This is a genomic window from Nocardia sp. NPDC059195, from assembly GCF_042754695.1.
Taxonomy (GTDB): Bacteria; Actinomycetota; Actinomycetes; order Mycobacteriales; family Mycobacteriaceae; genus Nocardia.
Genome location: NZ_JBHZBG010000008.1, coordinates 17,925 through 36,583, shown reverse-complemented (window position 1 = coordinate 36,583; position 18,659 = coordinate 17,925). Strand labels below are relative to the sequence as shown.

General features: G+C 67.7%; 23 protein-coding genes. 10 read left to right on the top strand and 13 right to left on the bottom strand.

What is annotated here, in order from left to right; translation table 11 throughout:
• Positions 1-200: 200 nt before the first annotated feature.
• The 4 genes from ACFXKN_RS12865 (at position 201) to purH (ending at position 5,173) form a co-directional block, all read left to right on the top strand.
• Complete coding sequence (locus tag ACFXKN_RS12865; RefSeq protein WP_378940845.1) at positions 201-1,223, top strand: DUF5336 domain-containing protein; 1,023 nt, start codon at positions 201-203, stop codon at positions 1,221-1,223.
• Positions 1,224-1,377: 154 nt separating this feature from the next.
• Positions 1,378-2,898: a DUF6350 family protein gene (locus ACFXKN_RS12860; protein WP_379433004.1), complete on the top strand. Its 1,521-nt coding sequence runs from the start codon at positions 1,378-1,380 to the stop codon at positions 2,896-2,898.
• Positions 2,899-2,934: 36 nt separating this feature from the next.
• On the top strand, positions 2,935-3,615 hold the full coding sequence (purN, locus tag ACFXKN_RS12855; RefSeq protein ID WP_378943111.1) for a phosphoribosylglycinamide formyltransferase: 681 nt from the start codon (positions 2,935-2,937) through the stop codon (positions 3,613-3,615).
• The gene (purH, locus tag ACFXKN_RS12850) at positions 3,608-5,173 is read left to right on the top strand and encodes a bifunctional phosphoribosylaminoimidazolecarboxamide formyltransferase/IMP cyclohydrolase (protein ID WP_379433003.1); all 1,566 of its coding nucleotides are present in this window, start codon (positions 3,608-3,610) and stop codon (positions 5,171-5,173) included. Before purN ends, purH begins: the two co-directional genes overlap by 8 nt.
• A 53-nt stretch (positions 5,174-5,226) precedes the next feature.
• Here purH and ACFXKN_RS12845 read toward each other — a convergent pair whose 3' ends face one another.
• From ACFXKN_RS12845 to ACFXKN_RS12835, 3 genes are all read right to left on the bottom strand, one after another.
• Positions 5,227-5,475: a hypothetical protein gene (locus ACFXKN_RS12845; protein ID WP_378940839.1), complete on the bottom strand. Its 249-nt coding sequence runs from the start codon at positions 5,473-5,475 to the stop codon at positions 5,227-5,229.
• Between the two features lie 15 nt (positions 5,476-5,490).
• On the bottom strand, positions 5,491-6,156 hold the full coding sequence (locus ACFXKN_RS12840) for a TNT domain-containing protein (RefSeq protein ID WP_379433002.1): 666 nt from the start codon (positions 6,154-6,156) through the stop codon (positions 5,491-5,493).
• Between the two features lie 97 nt (positions 6,157-6,253).
• Positions 6,254-6,697 (bottom strand): hypothetical protein, encoded by a 444-nt coding sequence (locus tag ACFXKN_RS12835; RefSeq protein WP_378940835.1) that lies wholly within the window; start codon positions 6,695-6,697, stop codon positions 6,254-6,256.
• A 170-nt stretch (positions 6,698-6,867) separates the two neighbouring features.
• Between ACFXKN_RS12835 and ACFXKN_RS12830 the strand changes: the two genes are divergently transcribed.
• Positions 6,868-7,425 carry a LysM peptidoglycan-binding domain-containing protein gene (locus ACFXKN_RS12830; protein ID WP_379433001.1) on the top strand — a complete coding sequence of 186 codons (558 nt, stop codon included), beginning with the start codon at positions 6,868-6,870 and terminating at the stop codon, positions 7,423-7,425.
• A 58-nt stretch (positions 7,426-7,483) separates the two neighbouring features.
• On the opposite strand, the gene rpsR is transcribed toward ACFXKN_RS12830, so the two are convergent.
• Genes rpsR through rpmB form a run of 4 tightly spaced genes read right to left on the bottom strand, consistent with a single transcriptional unit; the run spans position 7,484 to position 8,499 of the window.
• Positions 7,484-7,741, bottom strand: a complete 258-nt coding sequence (rpsR, locus tag ACFXKN_RS12825) for a 30S ribosomal protein S18 (RefSeq protein ID WP_378913384.1) — start codon at positions 7,739-7,741, stop codon at positions 7,484-7,486.
• Positions 7,742-7,777: 36 nt separating this feature from the next.
• Positions 7,778-8,083: a 30S ribosomal protein S14 gene (gene rpsN / locus ACFXKN_RS12820; protein WP_378940831.1), complete on the bottom strand. Its 306-nt coding sequence runs from the start codon at positions 8,081-8,083 to the stop codon at positions 7,778-7,780.
• Positions 8,083-8,253 (bottom strand): 50S ribosomal protein L33, encoded by a 171-nt coding sequence (rpmG, locus tag ACFXKN_RS12815; protein WP_056813994.1) that lies wholly within the window; start codon positions 8,251-8,253, stop codon positions 8,083-8,085. Before rpmG ends, rpsN begins: the two co-directional genes overlap by 1 nt.
• Positions 8,254-8,262: 9 nt before the next feature.
• On the bottom strand, positions 8,263-8,499 hold the full coding sequence (gene rpmB, locus ACFXKN_RS12810; protein ID WP_194826729.1) for a 50S ribosomal protein L28: 237 nt from the start codon (positions 8,497-8,499) through the stop codon (positions 8,263-8,265).
• Between the two features lie 103 nt (positions 8,500-8,602).
• Between rpmB and mrf the strand changes: the two genes are divergently transcribed.
• The 3 genes from mrf to rpmF are packed head-to-tail and all read left to right on the top strand — an operon-like array spanning position 8,603 to position 10,347.
• Entirely contained in the window at positions 8,603-9,907 is a 1,305-nt protein-coding gene (mrf, locus tag ACFXKN_RS12805) for a ribosome hibernation factor-recruiting GTPase MRF (RefSeq protein ID WP_379433000.1), read from the top strand.
• Entirely contained in the window at positions 9,904-10,170 is a 267-nt protein-coding gene (locus tag ACFXKN_RS12800) for a type B 50S ribosomal protein L31 (RefSeq protein WP_378940827.1), read from the top strand. Before mrf ends, ACFXKN_RS12800 begins: the two co-directional genes overlap by 4 nt.
• Positions 10,171-10,173: 3 nt before the next feature.
• The gene (gene rpmF, locus ACFXKN_RS12795; protein ID WP_378911147.1) at positions 10,174-10,347 is read left to right on the top strand and encodes a 50S ribosomal protein L32; all 174 of its coding nucleotides are present in this window, start codon (positions 10,174-10,176) and stop codon (positions 10,345-10,347) included.
• 172 nt (positions 10,348-10,519) lie between these two features.
• Here rpmF and ACFXKN_RS12790 read toward each other — a convergent pair whose 3' ends face one another.
• The 6 genes from ACFXKN_RS12790 to ACFXKN_RS12765 form a co-directional block, all read right to left on the bottom strand.
• Positions 10,520-10,744 carry a hypothetical protein gene (locus tag ACFXKN_RS12790; RefSeq protein WP_062986981.1) on the bottom strand — a complete coding sequence of 75 codons (225 nt, stop codon included), beginning with the start codon at positions 10,742-10,744 and terminating at the stop codon, positions 10,520-10,522.
• 504 nt (positions 10,745-11,248) lie between these two features.
• Positions 11,249-12,025, bottom strand: a complete 777-nt coding sequence (locus ACFXKN_RS12785) for a hypothetical protein (protein WP_378940824.1) — start codon at positions 12,023-12,025, stop codon at positions 11,249-11,251.
• Positions 12,018-12,617: an ATP/GTP-binding protein gene (locus ACFXKN_RS12780; protein WP_378943098.1), complete on the bottom strand. Its 600-nt coding sequence runs from the start codon at positions 12,615-12,617 to the stop codon at positions 12,018-12,020. Before ACFXKN_RS12780 ends, ACFXKN_RS12785 begins: the two co-directional genes overlap by 8 nt.
• A gap of 4 nt (positions 12,618-12,621) precedes the next feature.
• Positions 12,622-12,993, bottom strand: coding sequence for a DUF742 domain-containing protein (locus ACFXKN_RS12775; protein ID WP_056813973.1), 372 nt, complete (start codon positions 12,991-12,993; stop codon positions 12,622-12,624).
• 6 nt (positions 12,994-12,999) lie between these two features.
• Complete coding sequence (locus tag ACFXKN_RS12770; RefSeq protein ID WP_019049250.1) at positions 13,000-13,404, bottom strand: roadblock/LC7 domain-containing protein; 405 nt, start codon at positions 13,402-13,404, stop codon at positions 13,000-13,002.
• Positions 13,401-16,211, bottom strand: a complete 2,811-nt coding sequence (locus ACFXKN_RS12765; protein ID WP_379432999.1) for an ATP-binding protein — start codon at positions 16,209-16,211, stop codon at positions 13,401-13,403. The genes ACFXKN_RS12770 and ACFXKN_RS12765 overlap by 4 nt, the downstream gene beginning before the upstream one ends.
• Before the next feature lie 292 nt (positions 16,212-16,503).
• Between ACFXKN_RS12765 and ACFXKN_RS12760 the strand changes: the two genes are divergently transcribed.
• Positions 16,504-17,190: a response regulator transcription factor gene (locus ACFXKN_RS12760; RefSeq protein WP_378940820.1), complete on the top strand. Its 687-nt coding sequence runs from the start codon at positions 16,504-16,506 to the stop codon at positions 17,188-17,190.
• Between the two features lie 9 nt (positions 17,191-17,199).
• A complete protein-coding gene (locus tag ACFXKN_RS12755) occupies positions 17,200-18,654 on the top strand; it encodes an ATP-binding protein (RefSeq protein WP_378940818.1) in 1,455 nt (484 codons plus the stop codon).
• The last annotated feature ends 5 nt before the right edge of the window (positions 18,655-18,659 follow it).

Here is an 18,659-nt window from a genome sequence, read left to right as displayed (position 1 = left end):
AAATCTCACACTGTCGAAGGCCGCCTTCAGGTTTAACCTGGGCGGCCTTCGTCGATTCATCCACAGGCAGTGGTTTATCCACAGCCTGCATCGGTAGGTGATGACCGGGGCCGTGGCGTGCAGTAGCGTCAGGTATCGGATCAGGCACCAGTCAGTTCGACGCGACCGATGCGCACGACTCGACAAGGAGACGACGAGACATGTCATACCCGACCGGGGGCTCCGGGTACAACACACCCGCGACGCCCGCCGCGCCTCAGGGCCCGAGTACCGGAGCCGCCGCGGCGGCTCCATCGACCGCTACCGGGTCGGAAGGCATAGGGCTGCCGTTCATTCTGACCGCGGCCGGCGCCGGACTCGGTGTGGTGACATTCCTGCTCGGTTTCGCGCCGTTCGTGGGTATCACCCTGCTCAAGACCACCGAGACGGTGAGCTTCTTCGAAACCTCGGGCTCGGTGAACGCCACGCTGGTGCTCGTCGCCGCGCTGCTGGCAGGTCTGTCGTTGCTGCCCAAGCAGAACGTTCTCGGGGTAGCGGCGGCGGTCGCCGTGGCCGCGTTCGCCGGCGTCGTCGTGTCGTTGATCAAGGCGGGCGAAGGCACCGAACTGCAGTGGGGTGCCTTCGTCGTGGTTGCCCTTTCGTTCATCGTCGCGGTGCTGCTGGTGCTGGCGCTGCTGTTCGGCCTCGGCCTCATCAAGGTGCCCGCGCCGAAACCGGCTCAGCCGCAACAGCAGCCGGGACAGTACGGCCAGTACGGTCAGCAGGGTTACGGCCAGCAGCAGGGCTACGGCCAGACCACCGGCCAGCAGTCCTACGGCCAGACCGGTTACGGCCAGGCCCAGACCGGCGGGCAGTACCCGACGCAGTCACCGTCGCCGTACGGCCAGCAGAGCCAGCCGTCGGTGCCGCAGGCGCAGCAGCCGTCCTACGGTCAGCCGGGTCAGCAGTCTTACGGTCAGCCGCAGCAGTCCCCGTACGGCCAGCAGTACGGTGCCCCGCAGCAGCAGCCCTCACCGTACGGTTCGGCGCCGCAGGCACAGCCGCGTCCTGATGAGAGCGCGACGCAGACCTTCGGTGGGCAGCAGCAGGGCCAGCCGTTCGGTGCGCCGACCTATGGTGGCGCGCAGCCGTCGTCGCCGGGCCAGCCGTTCGGTGGCGAGCAGACCGCCGACCCGGCGGCCGACGCGACCACCGCGTTCCGTCCGAACGACGACAACAAGTAAAACCGCAGGCATGGTCGGTCAATGCCCGGACATGCCGAAATTGACACGGCTGCCGCACGGTGGTCCAGGTTCGGTCGCGAGCCCACAGGTACGCCTGTGGGCTCGCGGCGCGCCTGACCCGCGGCTGCCGGGGAAGCTGCCACGCTGAATTGTCATGAGCTCCCGTAACGCCCTCGTGCGCCGGACCTCCGGGTCACGCGGCACCGAGGAGACAGTCACCGCACCGCCGCCCGAGCCCGGATGGTGGTCACTCTCGCCCGAGCGGGCGCGAACCCTGCTGCTGGTCGCGGCGAGGCCGACTATCACCGCCTTGGCGGCGACGGTGCTACTCGTACTCGTGGTGATGCTCACCACCGGGACCGATCTCACCAGCGCGCCCGCCGCGGTCGCCGCGACCTGGCTTGCCGCCCACCAGGTTCCGCTCACGGTCGGCAGGACGACGCTCGGCCTGCTCCCGCTGGTACCCACGGCCGTGCTGGTCTGGCTGGCCGCCCGCGAATGCGCGCGTGCCGTCCCGAATCGTCCGACCCCCGTCGAGCTGGGCTGGTTGACCGGCGCGGTGCTGGCCGGACCGCTGCTGATGACGGCCGTCTGCCTCGCTGTCACCGGCGATGCCGCGGGCGTCACCCCACTCGAATCGGCCGGTCCGATCGCGGCGTTCGGCTGGGTGCTCGTGCTGTATCTGATGGCGGCCGCCGCCGGGATCGGCAGTCGGGCGTGGGGTTCGCTGTGCGCGCTGGTGCCGATCGAGATCCCGGAGTGGGCGGTCCTCGGCGCCCGCGCCGCGCGTCGCACCGTGCTCCGCATGCTCGGCTGCGCCGCACTGGCCACCGCGATCTCCTTCTTCGTCCATCTGTCCCGGCTCGACGGTGCCTTTGAGCAAGCCCACAATTTCACCGATGTGCTCGGCATGACGTTGGTGTCCCTGCTCTACCTGCCGAATGTGGTGATCGGGGCGGCGGGGATCCTCAGCGGTGCCGCGGTGCTGTTCGGTGCCGGGTCGGTCGGTCTGTTCGGGGTGACCGGCGGGCACATGCCGGTGCTGCCCGCGCTGATCCCCGTGCCGGAAGGGCCGGCGTCCGCGTGGTGGGCGGCGCTGCTGGTGGTTCCGCTCGCCGTGGGTGTGCTCGGCGGGATCGAACTGGGCCGGACCAGCGACGATCGGCCCGGCGCGCCATGGGCGACCCTCACCTGCGCCGCGCTGTCCACGCTGACATTTCTGGTGCTCGCGATCCTCGGCAGCGGTCAGCTCGGTGCGGTCGGGTGGGTCGGCGTCGATCTGCTGATGCTGGTCGTGCTGATGGTCACCTGGTTCGGTTTCGGCGGCTTCGTCGGCATGGTGTTCGCCCGCCGCTTCCTGGCACCGACCGCGCCGGTCGAGGACTACGACGAGTACGAAAAGTACGACGACGACTACGAGGACGACGACTACTACTACGACGACGACGAGTATGACGACGAGTACGACGACGACGATCCCGCCGACTACGAGGATGCCGTCGAATACGACGATCCCGCAGTCGAAGTCGACGGCGAACTGGTCGAGGACTTCGATGACGACGTCGAAGTGAGCATCGCCGCACCCGGCTCGACCGACGAGCCAACCGACGACATCGTCGACGTAGAAGTGGTCGAGTCGGACCTGCCGGACGGGGACAAGACCCCCGGTCGCTAAGCTCGACCCGGCGCCTATCGCCATCGCCGCCGCCCGATCACACGCAGGAGTAGAGCGCTGACGTCCTCGTTTGCCCCGTGGAAGCCCGCCAGAACACCGGCCACCGTCGTCGTTCTGGCCTCGGGCACCGGCTCGCTGCTCAACGCACTGCTGGCCGCCGCACGCGAGCCCGGCTACCCGGCCGAGATCGTCGCCGTCGGGGTCGACCGGGACTGCCCGGCCACCGCGCACGCCGACGCCGCCGGAGTACCGCACTTCAAGGTGGGCCTCAAAGATTTCGCCGATCGGGAAGCCTGGAACGTCGCCCTCACCGAGGCCGTCGACGCGCACAAGCCCGATCTGGTGGTCCTGGCAGGCTTCATGAAGATCCTCGGCCCCGCGTTCATGGAACGTTTCGGCGGTCGGCTCATCAACACTCATCCCGCGCTGCTGCCGTCGTTCCCCGGCGCGCACGGGGTGCGTGACGCGCTCGCCTACGGCGTCAAGGTCACCGGCTGCACCGTGCACCTGGTCGACGCGGGCATCGACACCGGCCCGATCCTCGCGCAGGAGACGGTCGCGGTGGCGCCCGGCGACGACGAGGACACGCTGCAGGAGCGCATCAAGGTTGTCGAGCGACGGTTACTGGCGGAGGTCATCGCCGCCGTCGCGACGCGAGGCATTGTCTCCGACGGACGAAAGGCAGAAATACCAGTGAGCGAGCACGCCGGTGAGTGAACGTAAGGCGATCCAGAGGGCGCTGGTGAGCGTCTACGACAAGTCCGGGCTCATCGAGCTCGCCACCGGGCTGCACGCTGCCGGTGTGGAGCTGGTGTCGACCGGGTCGACCGCGGGCAAGATCGCCGAGGCCGGGATTCCGGTCACCAAGGTCGAGGATCTGACCGGATTCCCGGAGACCCTCGACGGCCGCGTCAAGACGCTGCACCCCCGTGTGCACGCGGGCATCCTGGCCGACACCCGTCGCGCCGAGCATGTCGATCAGCTCGTCGAGCTGGGTGTCGAGGCGTTCCAGCTGGTCGTGGTGAACCTGTACCCGTTCACCCAGACCGTAGCCAGTGGCGCGAGCGTCGACGAGTGTGTCGAGCAGATCGATATCGGTGGGCCGTCGATGGTGCGTGCCGCGGCGAAGAACCACCCGTCCGTGGGTGTGGTCGTCGACGTCACCGACTACGACGACGTGCTGGCCGCGGTGAAGTCCGGTGGGTTCACCCTCGCCGAGCGGACCGCGCTGGCCGCCAAGGCCTTCCAGCACACCGCGAGCTACGACGTGGCCGTCGCGAGCTGGATGGGCTCGGTCGCCGTGCCCGCCGTCGCCGAGGAGACCGAGCAGTTCCCCGGCTGGGTGGCCGGTTCGTGGGAGCGCGCCGCGGTGCTGCGCTACGGCGAGAACCCGCACCAGGCCGCCGCGCTGTACACCAGCAACGACGGCACGGTCGGGATCGCGCAGGCCGAGCAGTTGCACGGCAAGGAGATGTCGTACAACAACTACACCGACGGTGACGCTGCCTGGCGTGCCGCGTTCGACTTCGACGAGCCAGCGGTCGCGGTGATCAAGCACGCCAACCCGTGTGGCATCGCCGTCGCAGCCGATATCGCGGAGGCGCATCGCAAGGCACACGCCACCGACCCGGTCAGTGCCTACGGTGGTGTGATCGCGGCCAACCGTGAGGTCAGCGTCGAGATGGCCGAGCAGGTCGCCGAGATCTTCACCGAGGTGATCATCGCTCCCGGGTACGCGCCCGGCGCGGTGGAAGTGTTGCAGCGCAAGAAGAATGTGCGCGTGCTGGTGGCCGAGGCGCCGCAGCGCAAGGGCGTGGAGCTGCGTCCGATCAGTGGCGGTGCGCTGCTGCAGGACCGCGATGTCCTCGATGCGGCAGGCGACGATCCGGTCAATTGGACCCTCGCAGCGGGCGATCCGGCCGACGTGACCACCCTCGCCGACCTCGAATTCGCTTGGCGCGCATGCCGTTCGGTGAAGTCGAACGCGATCCTGCTCGCCGAGGACGGCGCCGCGGTCGGCGTCGGCATGGGCCAGGTCAACCGGGTGGACTCCTGCAAGCTCGCTGTCGAGCGCGCGGGTGAGCGGGCGAAGGGCTCTGTCGCCGCCTCCGACGCCTTCTTCCCGTTCTCGGACGGGCCGGAGATCCTGGTGGCCGCGGGCGTGCGCGCGATCGTGCAGCCGGGTGGTTCGATCCGCGACAAGGACACCATCGAACTCTGCAAGGAAGCCGGCGTCACCCTGTACCTGACGGGTGCCCGCCACTTCGCCCACTGAGTCGAAACCCGAACGGGTGCCGCGCCGAATCCTCGGTGCGGCACCCGTTTTCGTCAGTTCGATGGAGTGCCGGTGAGGGTGGTCAGCATCCATTGGGCGGCATTGGATTCGGTGTCGAAGCACGCCCGCACGTCGAATTGTCCCCGCTCGTAGGCGCCCACCTCCCAGCCGTGGTCGGGGCCCGGCCGCAGGAACCAGAAGTCGGTGGGCGTCGGCCTGGTTTCGTGTACCTCGGCGATTTGGAATGAATCAGGGGGTAGACCCGCGGCAGTGAGGGCGGCAGCGAGTTGTTGGAGATTCATGGTTGATCACTCCGCTCAGGACGGTCGTTCTTCGACGAGGTAGCCGTTCTGCAGCAGCCAGGTGACGCTCAAAGCTGCGCCCGCCTCGGGGAGGTGGCTCGACTCCAGTTTGTACTGGGTGCCGCCGCCGGGCTGTTCGAACCACGCCGCGATCGGGCCCGCGTCGACCTGGAATGGTTTGAGTACGCAATACCGGTGGTAGTTGCTCAGCGGTGTGCCGGTCGGGGTGTTGAGGTTCTGGGGCGGTAGGGCGCGTGCGGCGAACGAATCACCTTGTGGGGCAAGGAATTTGCCGCCCGCATAGCCGAAACGGTCGACGCGTTTGCCCGGTGGCAATGCCTGCGGGTGACGCATGGGTCGTCCGGCCCGCACGACGAATCCATCCTCGGGTGGGTAGATCCACCACCCCTGCTCGGTGCGGTATTTCGCGACGAACTGATCGGCGCTCAGGGTGCCGAACCGCTGATATCCGGGTAGGAGGGGGCCGACCGGCGGCTGTGTCGGCAGTGGGTCCGGGCCGAGGTACTGGCGGTCGGCGTCGTAGAAAGTGGTGGTCTCCGGTGCGATGTCGGGGGCACCCGGCGAGCACGGCCCGGCCGGTGCGGCCGAACCGATGGCTGGGGGCCCCGCGAGCAACGCCACCACGGCGGAAACGATCGCGAAAATTGGTCTCGAGCGCACGTGCTTGCCTCCTCGATGGGGCGAAACAGCTTGGCGCCATTAGAGCATCTCGCCGAGCTGGATCGGGTCCGGCTGGCGGCGTTTCGTCCGAATTCGGCTATTTCGCGTCGCGGACCTCACGGGTGCCCAGTGGCGAGCCCAACGGGATTTCCAGCGTGCCGAAGACGGCGTTCATGGTGCACATCTTGTTCACGGCATCCGCGCGGGTTCCGGAGCGCAGGGCGACGGTGACCGCCTCGGAGGTTTCGGTGACGGTAGCGTCCACGGCGTAGCACTCGGGATTGCCGGTCTGGAAGTTGACGCTGATCTTGGTGTCGCTCAGGCGATTCCAGGATGTGAAGGGGATCGGGTGCGGATCGACGAGGGTGGGATCGGCGATGAAGGGCTGGCCGATGCCGGGTTTCGGGTCCTCGGGGCGGCTGTTGGCGTTCGATGTAACATGTTGGGGCGCAGGATCATCCGAGGATCCGCAGGCGGTGAGGGGTGCGATCAGCACGGCCACGGCCGCCGCGGCGGCGGTGTAGCGCGACATCGTTCTCATGGCGTCAACCCTAGACGGCACGGCCCGCCCGTGAACTTTCCGCGAACCCTGCGCATAACCCCTCCATTTCCCCGCCGCGAGGACTACATTCGGCTGCGATGCGGCTCTGCGGCAATCGGCCGGCATCTTCTGTTGGGCGGAAGCAATTGGCGATCTTCGAAAGGAACAACGTGGCCGACACGCTGCGCGTAGGCGAAGAACTGGGTCTGGGTCAGTCCCTGACCGGCGGTGCGTACACCCTGGCTCTGCAGCCGGACGGCAACCTCGTGCTGAGTGAGCCCGACGGCAACGTCGTCTGGGCCGCTATGACGCATGGGCAGGACGCGCAGCGCGCGGCTCTGCAGCACGACGGCGATTTCGTCGTCTACAGCGGTGGCGGGGCGCGCATCTGGGCGACCGACACCAGCGGCCGCAACGTCGAGCGGCTGGTCGTGCAGCCCGACCGCAACGTCGTGGTCTACGGCACCGACGGTTCGGTCGCGTGGTCCACCGCCACCAACACCGACAACCCGCTGCCTGCTCCCGAGCCGGTCGCCGCCGCCCCGATCGCCGAAGAGGTCGCGCCGCCGCCGGCCGCGCAGACCTACACGGTCGAGTCGGGTGACACCCTGTGGGCCATCTCGGAGCGCTTCTACGGTGACGGCAACCGCTACCAGGAGATCGCCGCGGCCTCCGGTATCGACAACCCGGATCTCATCAATGCCGGTCAGGTACTGACCATCCCGTAAACACAGACGAAAGTGGCCCCGAGGCAACAGCTTCGGGGCCATTCTCGTGTTCACGGTGCTACTTGGTGGTGGTGAACGGCAGCAGCGCCATTTCGCGCGCGTTCTTCACCGCGACGGCGACCTGACGCTGCTGCTGCGGGGTCAGGCCGGTGACGCGGCGGCTGCGGATCTTGCCGCGATCGGAGATGAAGGTGCGCAGCAGGTTGACGTCTTTGTAGTCGACGTACTCGATGCCCGCGGTGATCAGCGGATTCTTCTTCGGCTTACGGCCCTGGTCGGCACGTGCCTTCTTGGACGGTGCTCGCTTCACTGCCATGGGATATTCCTTCTCACGAATCAGTTTGGGGAGTCTCTACCAGCTCGATTTGTGGACCCCGGGCAGCTCGCCCCGGTGGGCCATCTCGCGCACACGAACACGGGAGAGGCCGAACTTGCGGAGATAGCCGCGTGGGCGGCCGTCAGCAGCGTCCCGATTACGCAATCGTACCGGACTGGCATTGCGCGGCTGGTCGCGCAGTTCGGCCTGTGCGGCGGAGCGTTCGATGTCGCCGGTGCTCGGCTTGCGGATGATCTCCTTGAGCTCGGCACGCCGGGCCGCGAACCGTTCGACGATCTCGCGGCGCTGTTCATTGCGGGCGATCTTGGATTTCTTGGCCATCAGCGCTCCTCGCGGAAGTCGACGTGGCGGCGCACGACGGGGTCGTATTTGCGCAGAACCAGCCGGTCTGGGTCATTGCGGCGGTTCTTGCGGGTGACGTAGGTGAAGCCGGTGTCGGCGGTGGACTTCAGCTTGACGATCGGCCGGATATCGGTCGATTTCGAGGCCATGTTCAGCTCCTAGATCTTGTCCCCGCGAGCGCGGATCCGAGCCACTACAGCCTCGATCCCGTCGCGGTCGATGGTCTTGATGCCCTTGGTGGAGACCGTCAGCGTGATGCGGCGGCCCTCGCTGGGCAGGTAGTAGGTCTTGTGCTGGATGTTGGGGTTCCAGCGTCGGTTGGTGCGCCGGTGCGAGTGCGAGACGGCTTTTCCGAAGCCGGGCTTGCGACCGGTGACCTGGCAGTGGGCCGACATGCGACCTCCTTCCATGGTTATGACAACCATTTTCGACAACGATTATTCCGCACTGTACAGTCGCGCTGAAGTAAATGAAAATCATTGTCGAAAGGGGTTTCGGGTGCTTGACCAGTCAGACCGGAGAACGCCCGTGGTGCTGCTGGCCGGCTTCTCGGGACCCGCCATGGGCGGCGTCGAACACATCGCGGAGACGTTGAGCGCGGACGCGGGCACCGTGGTGGTGCATCACGACCTCGCCGAACTGCGTGAAGGCGTGGTGCGCCGCACGGTGCGTACCGCGGGCAAGGTGAGCACCACGGTGCTCGAGCTCGCGCACGGCTGTGTGTCGTGCACGCTGCGCGCCGACCTGCTACCGATGCTGTGCACGCTCGCCACCCGAGCTCATATCGACCGCATCGTGCTGGCGCTGGATCCCGGCATCGAGGCCGAGGCGCTGTGTCGCGCGATCGAGAATGTCGTGGTGACCGGCGTCGCCGATCGCGTCGATGGGCCCGCCGGGCGTTCCGTGCGGATCGAGGCCGTGCTGACCTGCCTCGACGGGCAGCAGTGGCTGGCCGACGCCACCGGCGACGAGGTGCTGGCCGATCGTGGACTGGCCTCGGCCGACGACGAGCGTACGGTCGCGCAGGTGGCGGTCGGCCAGGTCGACTTCGCCGACGCGCTGGTGGTCCTTGCCGCTGGGGCCGACGCGCTCGATCGCGAACGACTCGGGGCGGTCCTCGACCGGCTGGCACCCGCGGCACCGACCGCCTGGCTCGACGAATTGCCTGGCTTCGACGCGATGGAGATCGGCGCCTTGCTGACCCGCGTGCCCGCCGATTCGCGCCGCGGCCGGATCTTCGGCGCGCACGCGCCGTTGTTGCGCGGGCAGCCGCCGCTGAGTACCGACTGCGGTGTCTCGATCGTCGAATTCGCCGCGCGCAGGCCGTTTCATCCCGAGCGGTTGCACGAGGCGCTCGACGTCCTGCTCGACGGCGTGGTCACCGCCCGTGGCCGGATCTGGCTGGCGACCCAGCCCGATCACGTGGTGTGGCTCGAGTCGGCGGGCGGCGGACTGCGGGTCGGTGGTGCCGGTCGCTGGCTGGCCGCGATGAGCGCGCAGGAGCAGGCCGCCGTCGACGCCGATCGGCGGGTGATGGCCGCGCTGGGCTGGGACGAGCGATTCGGCGATCGCGACGTGTCGCTGGTGATCCTGGCCCATGACGCGGACCCCGCCGAGATCCGCCATGCCCTGCACTGGGCGCTGGTGGAGGACGACGAACTGCTGCTCGTCGAGCGGGCACCGGAACGAGTCGCGTTGTGGGAGGACCCCTTCGGCGACTGGCACGAAGATCCCTGCGCCGACCCCACCGAGGCAACGGCCTCGGTGAGCGAGCGCACCAATCCGAGAGGAGAAACGGCATGAAAGCGGGCATCCATCCCGATTACCACCCCGTCGTGTTCGAGGACGCGAGCACCGGAAAGAAGTTCCTGACCAGGTCGACCGCGACCAGCGACCGGACGATCGAATGGGCCGACGGGAACACCTATCCGCTCATGACGGTCGACGTGACCTCCGATTCGCACCCGTTCTGGACGGGCACCGCCCGCAACCTCGACACCCAGGGCCGGGTCGAGAAGTTCGAGCGCAAGTACGGAAAGCGCTCGCGCACAGGCAAGGAAGGCTGAATCATGGCGGTTCCCAAGCGCAGAATGTCGCGCTCCAACACACGAAGCAGACGCGCGCAGTGGAAAGCGGAAGTGCCACAGCTGGTCCCGGTGACGGTGGCAGGCGTCGAATACCGAGTACCACGCCGGATCGTCAACGCCGTACGCAAGGGCATGATCGACCCAGCCCGCCTCTGAAAGCAATGACGATGGCCTGCCAGGAAACCCCTGACGGGCTGTCTCTACCGCCCTGGGTTTGCGGCCCGCCTCGGATCCGAGGGGCGAGACGTAACGGCGAAGCCGCAGTATCGCCCCTCGGATTCGAGGCAACCGGGGGCCGCAAACCCCGCGGCGCCAGCCGCTAAAAGATTCAGCCTTCGCGCTCGGCCAGTGCGACCAGGGCCGCGGCGAGCTGGAAGAACTTGTTGTTGCCCAGGTCGGCGATGGTTTTGATCTTCAGCGCTTCGAGCAGTTGCTTGTCGTGCGCCTCGGTGAGACCGGCGAGCGCTGAGGGGGGAGCGGCGAGAATTTCCGCGAGCGTCTTGTTCTCGAATTCCTTGTCGAGGACTTTGTCGAGCACCACGTTGACGGCCATGCGAACTCCTTCGAACGAACCTTGGATGTGCTGGGCGAGACGAATGCGCCCTGCAGCGACCATAACTCGGTTGGCGCACCGTGTGGTGGGCTTCCACGGCGTCGGCGGTTCGTTCTGCGCGGCCATATGTCCAGGGGCCTTACTCCGACACTGTTGTGCCTGTTCAGGGCCTTAGGGGAGGGTGTGGGGCAACCGCCCCGTTAACGGTGTGATGCATGCCACTTGGCGCGGACGCGTCGAATGGCTTGCGGAATATTTGCTGGCGGTCGAATTACCAACTCTTGGTTTGTTTTTCGCCACAAGAAAATTCCCCAACCACTGATGCGGAGTCCCTCACAGGTATGTACTCTCGTGCGGGAGGGCGGGTTCTCCGAGTCAGGGGAACCCGCTCATCGCCACTTCAGGGGCGTTTTTCGCGGCAGTTCGCCGCAGGTCGCGAGAGCTTCGATCAGCGGGGCGGAAGACCGGAAAGATTCCGACAAACCGGACGTTAGCTGGTTGCCTTCAGCGGGCCGGAACGGGCTGACGCACCGGGGCCGCGGCATCTCGCCGATCCGGCGCCACCAGCACCGCGGTGATCGGCACAGTCAAACCGAGCGCGCCGATCACGAACATCGGGAACACCAGGTCGAACAGCGACAGCCCGGTCGGTGTCCGGATACCCGGATCGATCGAGAACGTCAGCGCGGCGACCGCCGTGTAGTACACCGCGGCGACGCCGAGCGCGAACAGCACCGACACCAGCACCCGCACCGGCACCCGCCGGACCACCTGCGACACCCACAGGGTCGCGGTGCACAGCGCCATCGACACCAGCACGGAAACCCCGATGAGGCCGAGCGACTCGTCGACGGTGCCCTGCACGGCAAGCGCGTCCAGGGTCAGATAGGTCGACAGTCCGACACTCAAACCCATCGTCAGCCCGCCGATGATCAGCCGCGGCACCTGTGTGGTCCGGCCACTGATCAGCAATCCGGCCAGCACGCCGACCACCGCGATGGCCAGCGCCGCCGCACCGAGCGCGACGTTGTACCGCATGACGCTGTCGTTCACCCGCATCGCGAGCAGCGCGACCGAATTCGCCAGCCACAGCCCGACACCACCGAGCGAGACCGCGGCCATCGTCAGCCAGATGAGCCGGAACCGGATCGAGTACTTCGCGTGCCGGATGCAGGCGAACGACACCAGTGCCCCGAGCGCTGACAGATCCAGCGCGAGCCACGCGATACCGGTGCCGTGCGCGAAAGTTTCGGCACCGGTCGCGGCGAGCACATCAAGCACGCCTGCCCGCTCCTTCGAACTGCTGCGGCTCGAGCTGGGCGATGGCGTATTCGGTCACCGCCGCCAGTGCCTGACGGACCTCGACGGCGTTGCGCGCGTCGATGTCGACGATCGGGATCCCCTCGCGCACCGAGAGCGCTTCGCGCAGTTCGGCGATGGGGAAGCGGGGGGCGTTGGGGAAGCGGTTCACCGCGATCAGGAACGGCAGCCCGCGCGCCTCGAAGAAGTCGACGGCGGCGAAGCTGTCTTCCAGCCTGCGGGTATCGATCAGCACCACCGCGCCGATGGCACCACGGATCAGGTCGTCCCACATGAACCAGAAGCGTTTCTGCCCCGGGGTGCCGAACAGGTAGAGCACCAGGTTGCCGGGCAGCACGATGCGGCCGAAGTCCATGGCTACGGTGGTGGTTTCCTTTTCCGGCGTCTCGGCGAGGTCGTCGATGCCGTCGGAGAAATGGGTCACCATCGCCTCGGTGCGCAGCGGCACGATCTCCGACACCGCACCGACGAAAGTCGTTTTACCGGCCCCGAATCCACCGGCCACGACGATCTTGGTCGATGCGACTCGCTGTTCTGATACCGGCGGGCGCATGCCATCAGAGGCCACGGAGTCCACGCAAAGTCCTCTCCATCAGTGATCGGCGTTCGTCGTAGCTCGCCTGTTCGGTCAGCGTCGAATGCACTCGAAGAATCCCGCCCACTACGAGATCACCGATCATCACCCGGACCATACCCAGTGGGCGACCAAGGTATGCAGCAATCTCGACGACAGAGAGCCGATGTGTGGCAAGACGCACGATTTCGATCCGCAAATCGCCTGCGGACCAGTCATTGTGAGCTGTATAAGAGACCGTTTCGACGACTGCCTCCAAGGGCAGTGCGATCGCGGGCTCGGTGCGGCCGGAGGTCAGGGCATAGGGCCTGACTCGCGTCGTCGGCCGGTGATCGGATCCGTAAGGGCTCGACATCTCACCTCAGCCGGCGGAGCGGGCGGTGGCGGTGACCGCCGAGCCCACCCGGTCGACGAGCAACGCCATCTCGTAGCCGATGCGGCCGATGTCGTGGCTCTTGTTGGCCAGAACCGCCAGGTGCGAACCGTTTCCGACGCTCATCACCAGCAGATAGCCCCGCTGCATCTCCACGATCGACTGCATCACCTTGCCGCCGTCGAACAGGTGCGCCGCACCCATCGACAGACTGGCCAAACCGGCGGTGACCGCGGCCAACTGCTCGGCGCGGTCCGAGGGCAGATGGGGACTGGTCGCCTGGAGCAGTCCGTCGGCCGAGACGAGCACCGCGTGCGAGACGCCGGGTACGTCGCGGGTGAAGCGGGCGACCAACCAGTTCAGATTCTCGTCTGTGGGGTGCGCGTTGCTCATTCGAGGCCTCCGTCGTTGTACTGGATCTCGGCACGGCCGCTGCGGACGCCACTGAGATGTCGGGTCAAGTTGTTGCGGATCTCCTCGGGGTCGCGAGCTCCCTCTTCTTCCGCGGGGGTGAGCCCACCGGGGACGAGCTGAGCGCCCGGCTTGCGGATCGGCAGCCCGCCGCTCGTTCGCGAGGACGTGGCTGGGTGGTCCGCCTCGGCGGCGGCCGACCAGCCCGCGTCGCCGGGGGCACTCCACGACGCGCCGATGCCGTTACCGGATTCGGCAGGGGCGGAAGCGGGTTCGACGAGCCACTCCGAGACCATCCGCTGGTAGATCGGGGTCGGTGCCGGGCCGGAGACCGGCTGCAAGCGGGTGCTCGTCGTCGGCATCGGGTCGGCGTCGAAGGGTCGTGCGACCGGCTCCGGCTCCGAGGGTGCGGCAGGTACGGAGGGGGCGGAGAGCTCGGCCAGCGCGCTCGCGGGGATGCGCTGTGGCAGGCCGAAGGACAGCGAGTCGGGTGCGGGCGTCGGCGGTTCGGTGGCCACCGGGAGATCGTCGGTGTCGTGCTCGTGCTCGGCCCACATGCCCGCGGGAGCCGCGTCGTCGTCGGGTTCGACGGCGACCGGTTCCGGGGGCGGCGCCGGTACTGCGGCCGGAACACGTTGTGGGAGGCCGACATTGGTGAGTCCGGCGGTTGGTACGTTCGCGCCGTCGGCCGGGACGGGCGGACTCGGATCCATCGGCGCGAATATCGCGGGTACGGGTAGCGGTGAGGCCGGGAGGTCGAGACTGGTCACGGCGTCCAGCGAAACCAGGGGGCGAGGTCCGGTCGGCATGATCGGATTCGGGCCGGTGATGTCGGCCGGCGTCAGCGCGTACGGGCCGATCCCGGCGGGCACGATCGGGTGCGGGCCGGTCGAGACCAGCGGATTCGGGCCGGTGGACTGGCTCGAAGGCATGGGCGGCGACGGCGCGACGAGCGCACTGGGCAGATGCACGCTGGCGGTGATGCCGGGCTGCGGCGCCGCACCGCTGGTACGGCGCAGACTGACGGTGATGGTGTGGCGCTTGGCGAGCCTGCCGACCACGAAAAGACCCATCCGGCGTGCGGTTTCGATGGTGACCTCACCACCGGAGGCGAGCCGGTCGTTGGTCGTGCGCAGATCGTCGGCCGACATGCCGAGGCCGCGGTCGGTGATCTCGATCAGATAGCCGCTGTCGACCGCCCGGCCGACGATCACCGCCACCGACGTGCTCGGCGGGGAGTAGCGCAGCGCGTTGTCGATGAGCTCGGCGAGCAGGTGCTCGATATCGACCGCGGACTCACCGGCGACGACACCATCGGGCACATTGCCGATCTCGACCCGCTGGTAGTCCTCCACCTGCGACACCGCGCTCCACAGCATGTCCGACAGCGGCACCGGCGGCAGGTGACCGCGGCGCAGCACGGTGCCCGCGAGCACGAGCAGGTTGTCACCGTTGCGGCGCATGCGGGTGGCGAGGTGGTCGAGACGGAACAGGGTCTGCAGGCGCGAGGGGTTGTCCTCGTCGTGCTCGAGCTCCTCGATGAGCGCGAGCTGCTGCTCCACCAGCGACTGGCTGCGCCGCGAGAGCGTCTCGAACATGTTGCCGATCTGCAGGCGCAGGCGCGCCTGGTCGCCTGCCAGATTCAGCGCCTGTTCGTGGATCTCGTCGACGGCGCGGGCCAGCTGACCGATCTCGTCGGTGGAATGCACGCCCACCGGCATGATCTCCGGCGTCGCACCGCCGCTGCGGACCACGGCCAGCTCGTCGGGCAGCTTCACATGCGCGACCTCGAGCGCGTCGCGGCGCAGCCTGCGCACCGGCACCACCAGCGTGCGGGCCACGGCCAGCGCGAGCGCGAGGCCCGCCAGCAGCATGCCGAGCACCAGGGTCGTTTCGCGCAGGGCGCCGGTCTGCGCGGTCGCGGTATTGCTGTCGAGGGTGTGGTCGATGTTGTCGAGCAGCGCGGAGATGGTGGACGCGTAGGTGTCGGCGCTGACCTGCAGCGTGTTGAGCACCGCCGCGTTGGTGGTCGGATCGCCGTTGTTCTGGCTGAACACACTGATCCGGGTCTGCACCGCGTCGAGCAGCGCCGCCTGGCTGCCCGCGTGCTCGGGCAGGATCATCCCGTAGGTCTTGATCATGTTCGCTTCGGAGCCGAGCTCGACGAGCATCTTCGATCGCGCGCTCTGGCTGCGGCCCGACTCGGGCGAGACGACCAGCGTGCGTTCGCGGGTGAGCACCCGGCGGGCCTGGTGCAGCGCGGTCAGCTGCAGGAAGTAGCGCTGCACGACGAAGTCCTCGACCTGCGGGGTCTTGGCCAGCGCGTTGCCGATCCGTTCGCCGATCTCGTCGGTCTGCTCGCCGACCATCGCGGGGGAGCCGCCGCGCACGGTATTGCGCAGGGTGGCGCCGGTGGTGGTGGCCGCGGTGAGTTCACTGGCGACGGCGGGGTCGATGCGGGCGGTGCGCAGCGCGCTCTGCACCTCGGCGAGCGCCTGGTCGTAGGTGGTGAGCGCGGCGTCGGTCTGCGGGTCGGCGATCGCACCCCAGTTCGCGGTCGCCGCGACGGCGAGTTGTTCGGTCGCGGTGGCGAATTTGACGACAGGACGAATGACGGTGGCCTGTTCGGTGGCCGCGCCGAGTTGCGTCATCGTCTGCAGTTCGTTGTTGATCCGCAGCACGGCGAAGGTGGTCGCGAGCATCACCGGCAGCACCAGCACCACACCGACCTTGCGCGTTACCGACCAGTTGGACAGGCTGAATTGCCAGGAGCGCGATGCAGGTTCCATCCGCGTGCGTTGCCTCTGCTTCCACGTGTGACCGGAGGCCCGCGCGGGGAGGTCGCGGAGCGATGCGAGCGCAGAACCAACTGGAGGTCTTCTTTTACCGCAGGAAAGATACCGTGCCGAGTGGGCATCGGCAATCCGGGCCACGCGGTCTGTAATTCGCCGAATATGCGCTGACACAACGACGATTCGTTCTGGTTTGTCAAGACCTACAACGCACGTCATCGAGAACACGACGTTCGGCGCGCCGAGTCCTCTCAGTACGTTCTCAGTCGGTCACGGCAAACTACACCACATGCGCATTCTGGTAGTCGACGACGATCGCGCGGTGCGGGAATCACTGCGCCGGTCACTGAGCTTCAACGGCTACACCGTCGACCTGGCTGTCGACGGTCTGGACGCACTGGAAAAAGTGACCGCGGCCAGGCCCGATGCCCTGGTTCTCGACGTCATGATGCCGCGCCTCGACGGCCTCGAAGTGTGCCGAAGGCTGCGCAGTACCGGTGACGATCTGCCGATTCTCGTTTTGACCGCACGCGATTCGGTGTCCGAACGCGTGGCCGGGCTCGACGCGGGTGCCGACGATTATTTGCCGAAACCTTTCGCGTTGGAGGAATTGCTGGCGCGTTTACGGGCGTTGCTGCGCCGGCGAACGCCCGATCCTGGTGAAGCGTCGGAAGCGATGGTGTTCGCTGACTTGTCGCTGGATCCGGTCACGCGCGAGGTTTCCCGCGGGATGCGCGCGATCAGTCTGACGCGCACCGAGTTCTCGTTGCTCGAGATGTTGATGGCCAATCCGCGCCGCGTGCTCACCCGCGGCCGAATCCTCGAAGAGGTCTGGGGCTACGACTTTCCGACCTCCGGCAACGCGCTCGAGGTCTATATCGGCTATTTGCGCCGCAAGACCGAGGCCGACGGCGAGGAGCGACTGATCCATACCGTGCGTGGCGTCGGGTACGTGCTGCGCGAGACCCCTCCGTAGGCGGGCGGCATGGCACACAAGGAACCCGCGGTCGCCGTGCTCGGCAGGCCGCTCGACGCGAGCGAGATGCGTCCGCCGACCCCGCTCACCCGCTCGGTGTCGCTGCGCTGGCGGGTGACGTTGCTGGCGGCGTCGGTGGTGTTGATCGCGGTCGCGGTGACCTCGATCGCGGCCTACGCGATGGTGGCGCGCGCGCTGTACGCCGATGTCGACGGCCAGCTCGAGGCCCGCGCGGCGACCATGATCAACAACAATTTCGAGACCGCGGGCTTCCAGTCGATCGTGCTGGCCGGGCTGTTCTCCAACGATGTCGGCGTCGCGCTGATCTATGCCGGTCACAAGCCGTACATGCCGCCCCAGCAGACGCTTCCGCCGGTCGGTGCCCAGGAGCTCGCGGTGGCCGACGGCAAGATCAACTCCTCGTTGCGCACCGTCGGCGACCAGCGGGTGCTCGCCGCGCGCACGAACAGCGGTGCGACGCTGATCATCTCGCAGAAGCTCTACCGCACCCGCGAGGTGCTCGATCAGCTGGCGTGGCTGCTGTTCGTGGTTGGCGCGTGCGGTGTCGTGCTCGCCGCGGCGGCCGGGACCGCGGTGGGCCGCACCGGTCTGCGCCCGATCGCGAGACTCACCGCGGCGACCGAGCGCGTCGCTCGCACCGACGATCTGACGCCGATCCCGGTGACCGGTGATGACGAATTGGCCAGGCTCACCGAGAGTTTCAACACGATGCTGCGGGCGCTGACCGAATCACGCGACCGCCAGCGCAGGCTCGTCGCCGACGCGGGCCACGAGCTGCGGACCCCGCTCACCTCGCTGCGCACCAATATGGAGCTGCTCATCGCCTCGGGCAGGCCGGGCGCGCCCCGGCTGCCGGACGAGGACATGGCCGAATTGCGCGCCGATGTGGTGGCCCAGATCGGCGAGCTGTCGACGCTGGTCGGTGACCTGGTCGATCTGGCCCGTGAGGACGCCCCCGAGACCGTCTACGAGCGGGTGGATCTCGGCGAGGTGGCCGAGCGCGCGCTCGAGCGTGCGCGGCGCAGGCGGGTGGGGATCACCTTCGTTGCCGATCTGGCGCCGTGGTTCGTCTACGGGCACGAGGCGGGCCTGGAACGGGCCGTCCTCAACGTCCTCGACAACGCGGCCAAGTGGAGTCCGCCCGACGCGGTCGTGCGGATCACCATGCGCCCTGGCGGCCCGGGATTGCTCGAACTGTCCGTCGGCGACGCGGGCCCCGGTATCCCCACCGGCGAACGCGAACTGGTCTTCGAACGTTTCTACCGCACGACCGCCTCGCGTTCGATGCCCGGTTCCGGGCTCGGGCTGGCCATCGTCAAGCAGGTGGTGACCAAACACGGCGGCACCATCGCGGTGGACACCTCCGATCGGGGCGGCGCGCTGGTGCGCATCGTGTTGCCGGGGGAGGCGCCGACCGTTCTCGACGAGTCAGCGGCCGAGTGATCGCC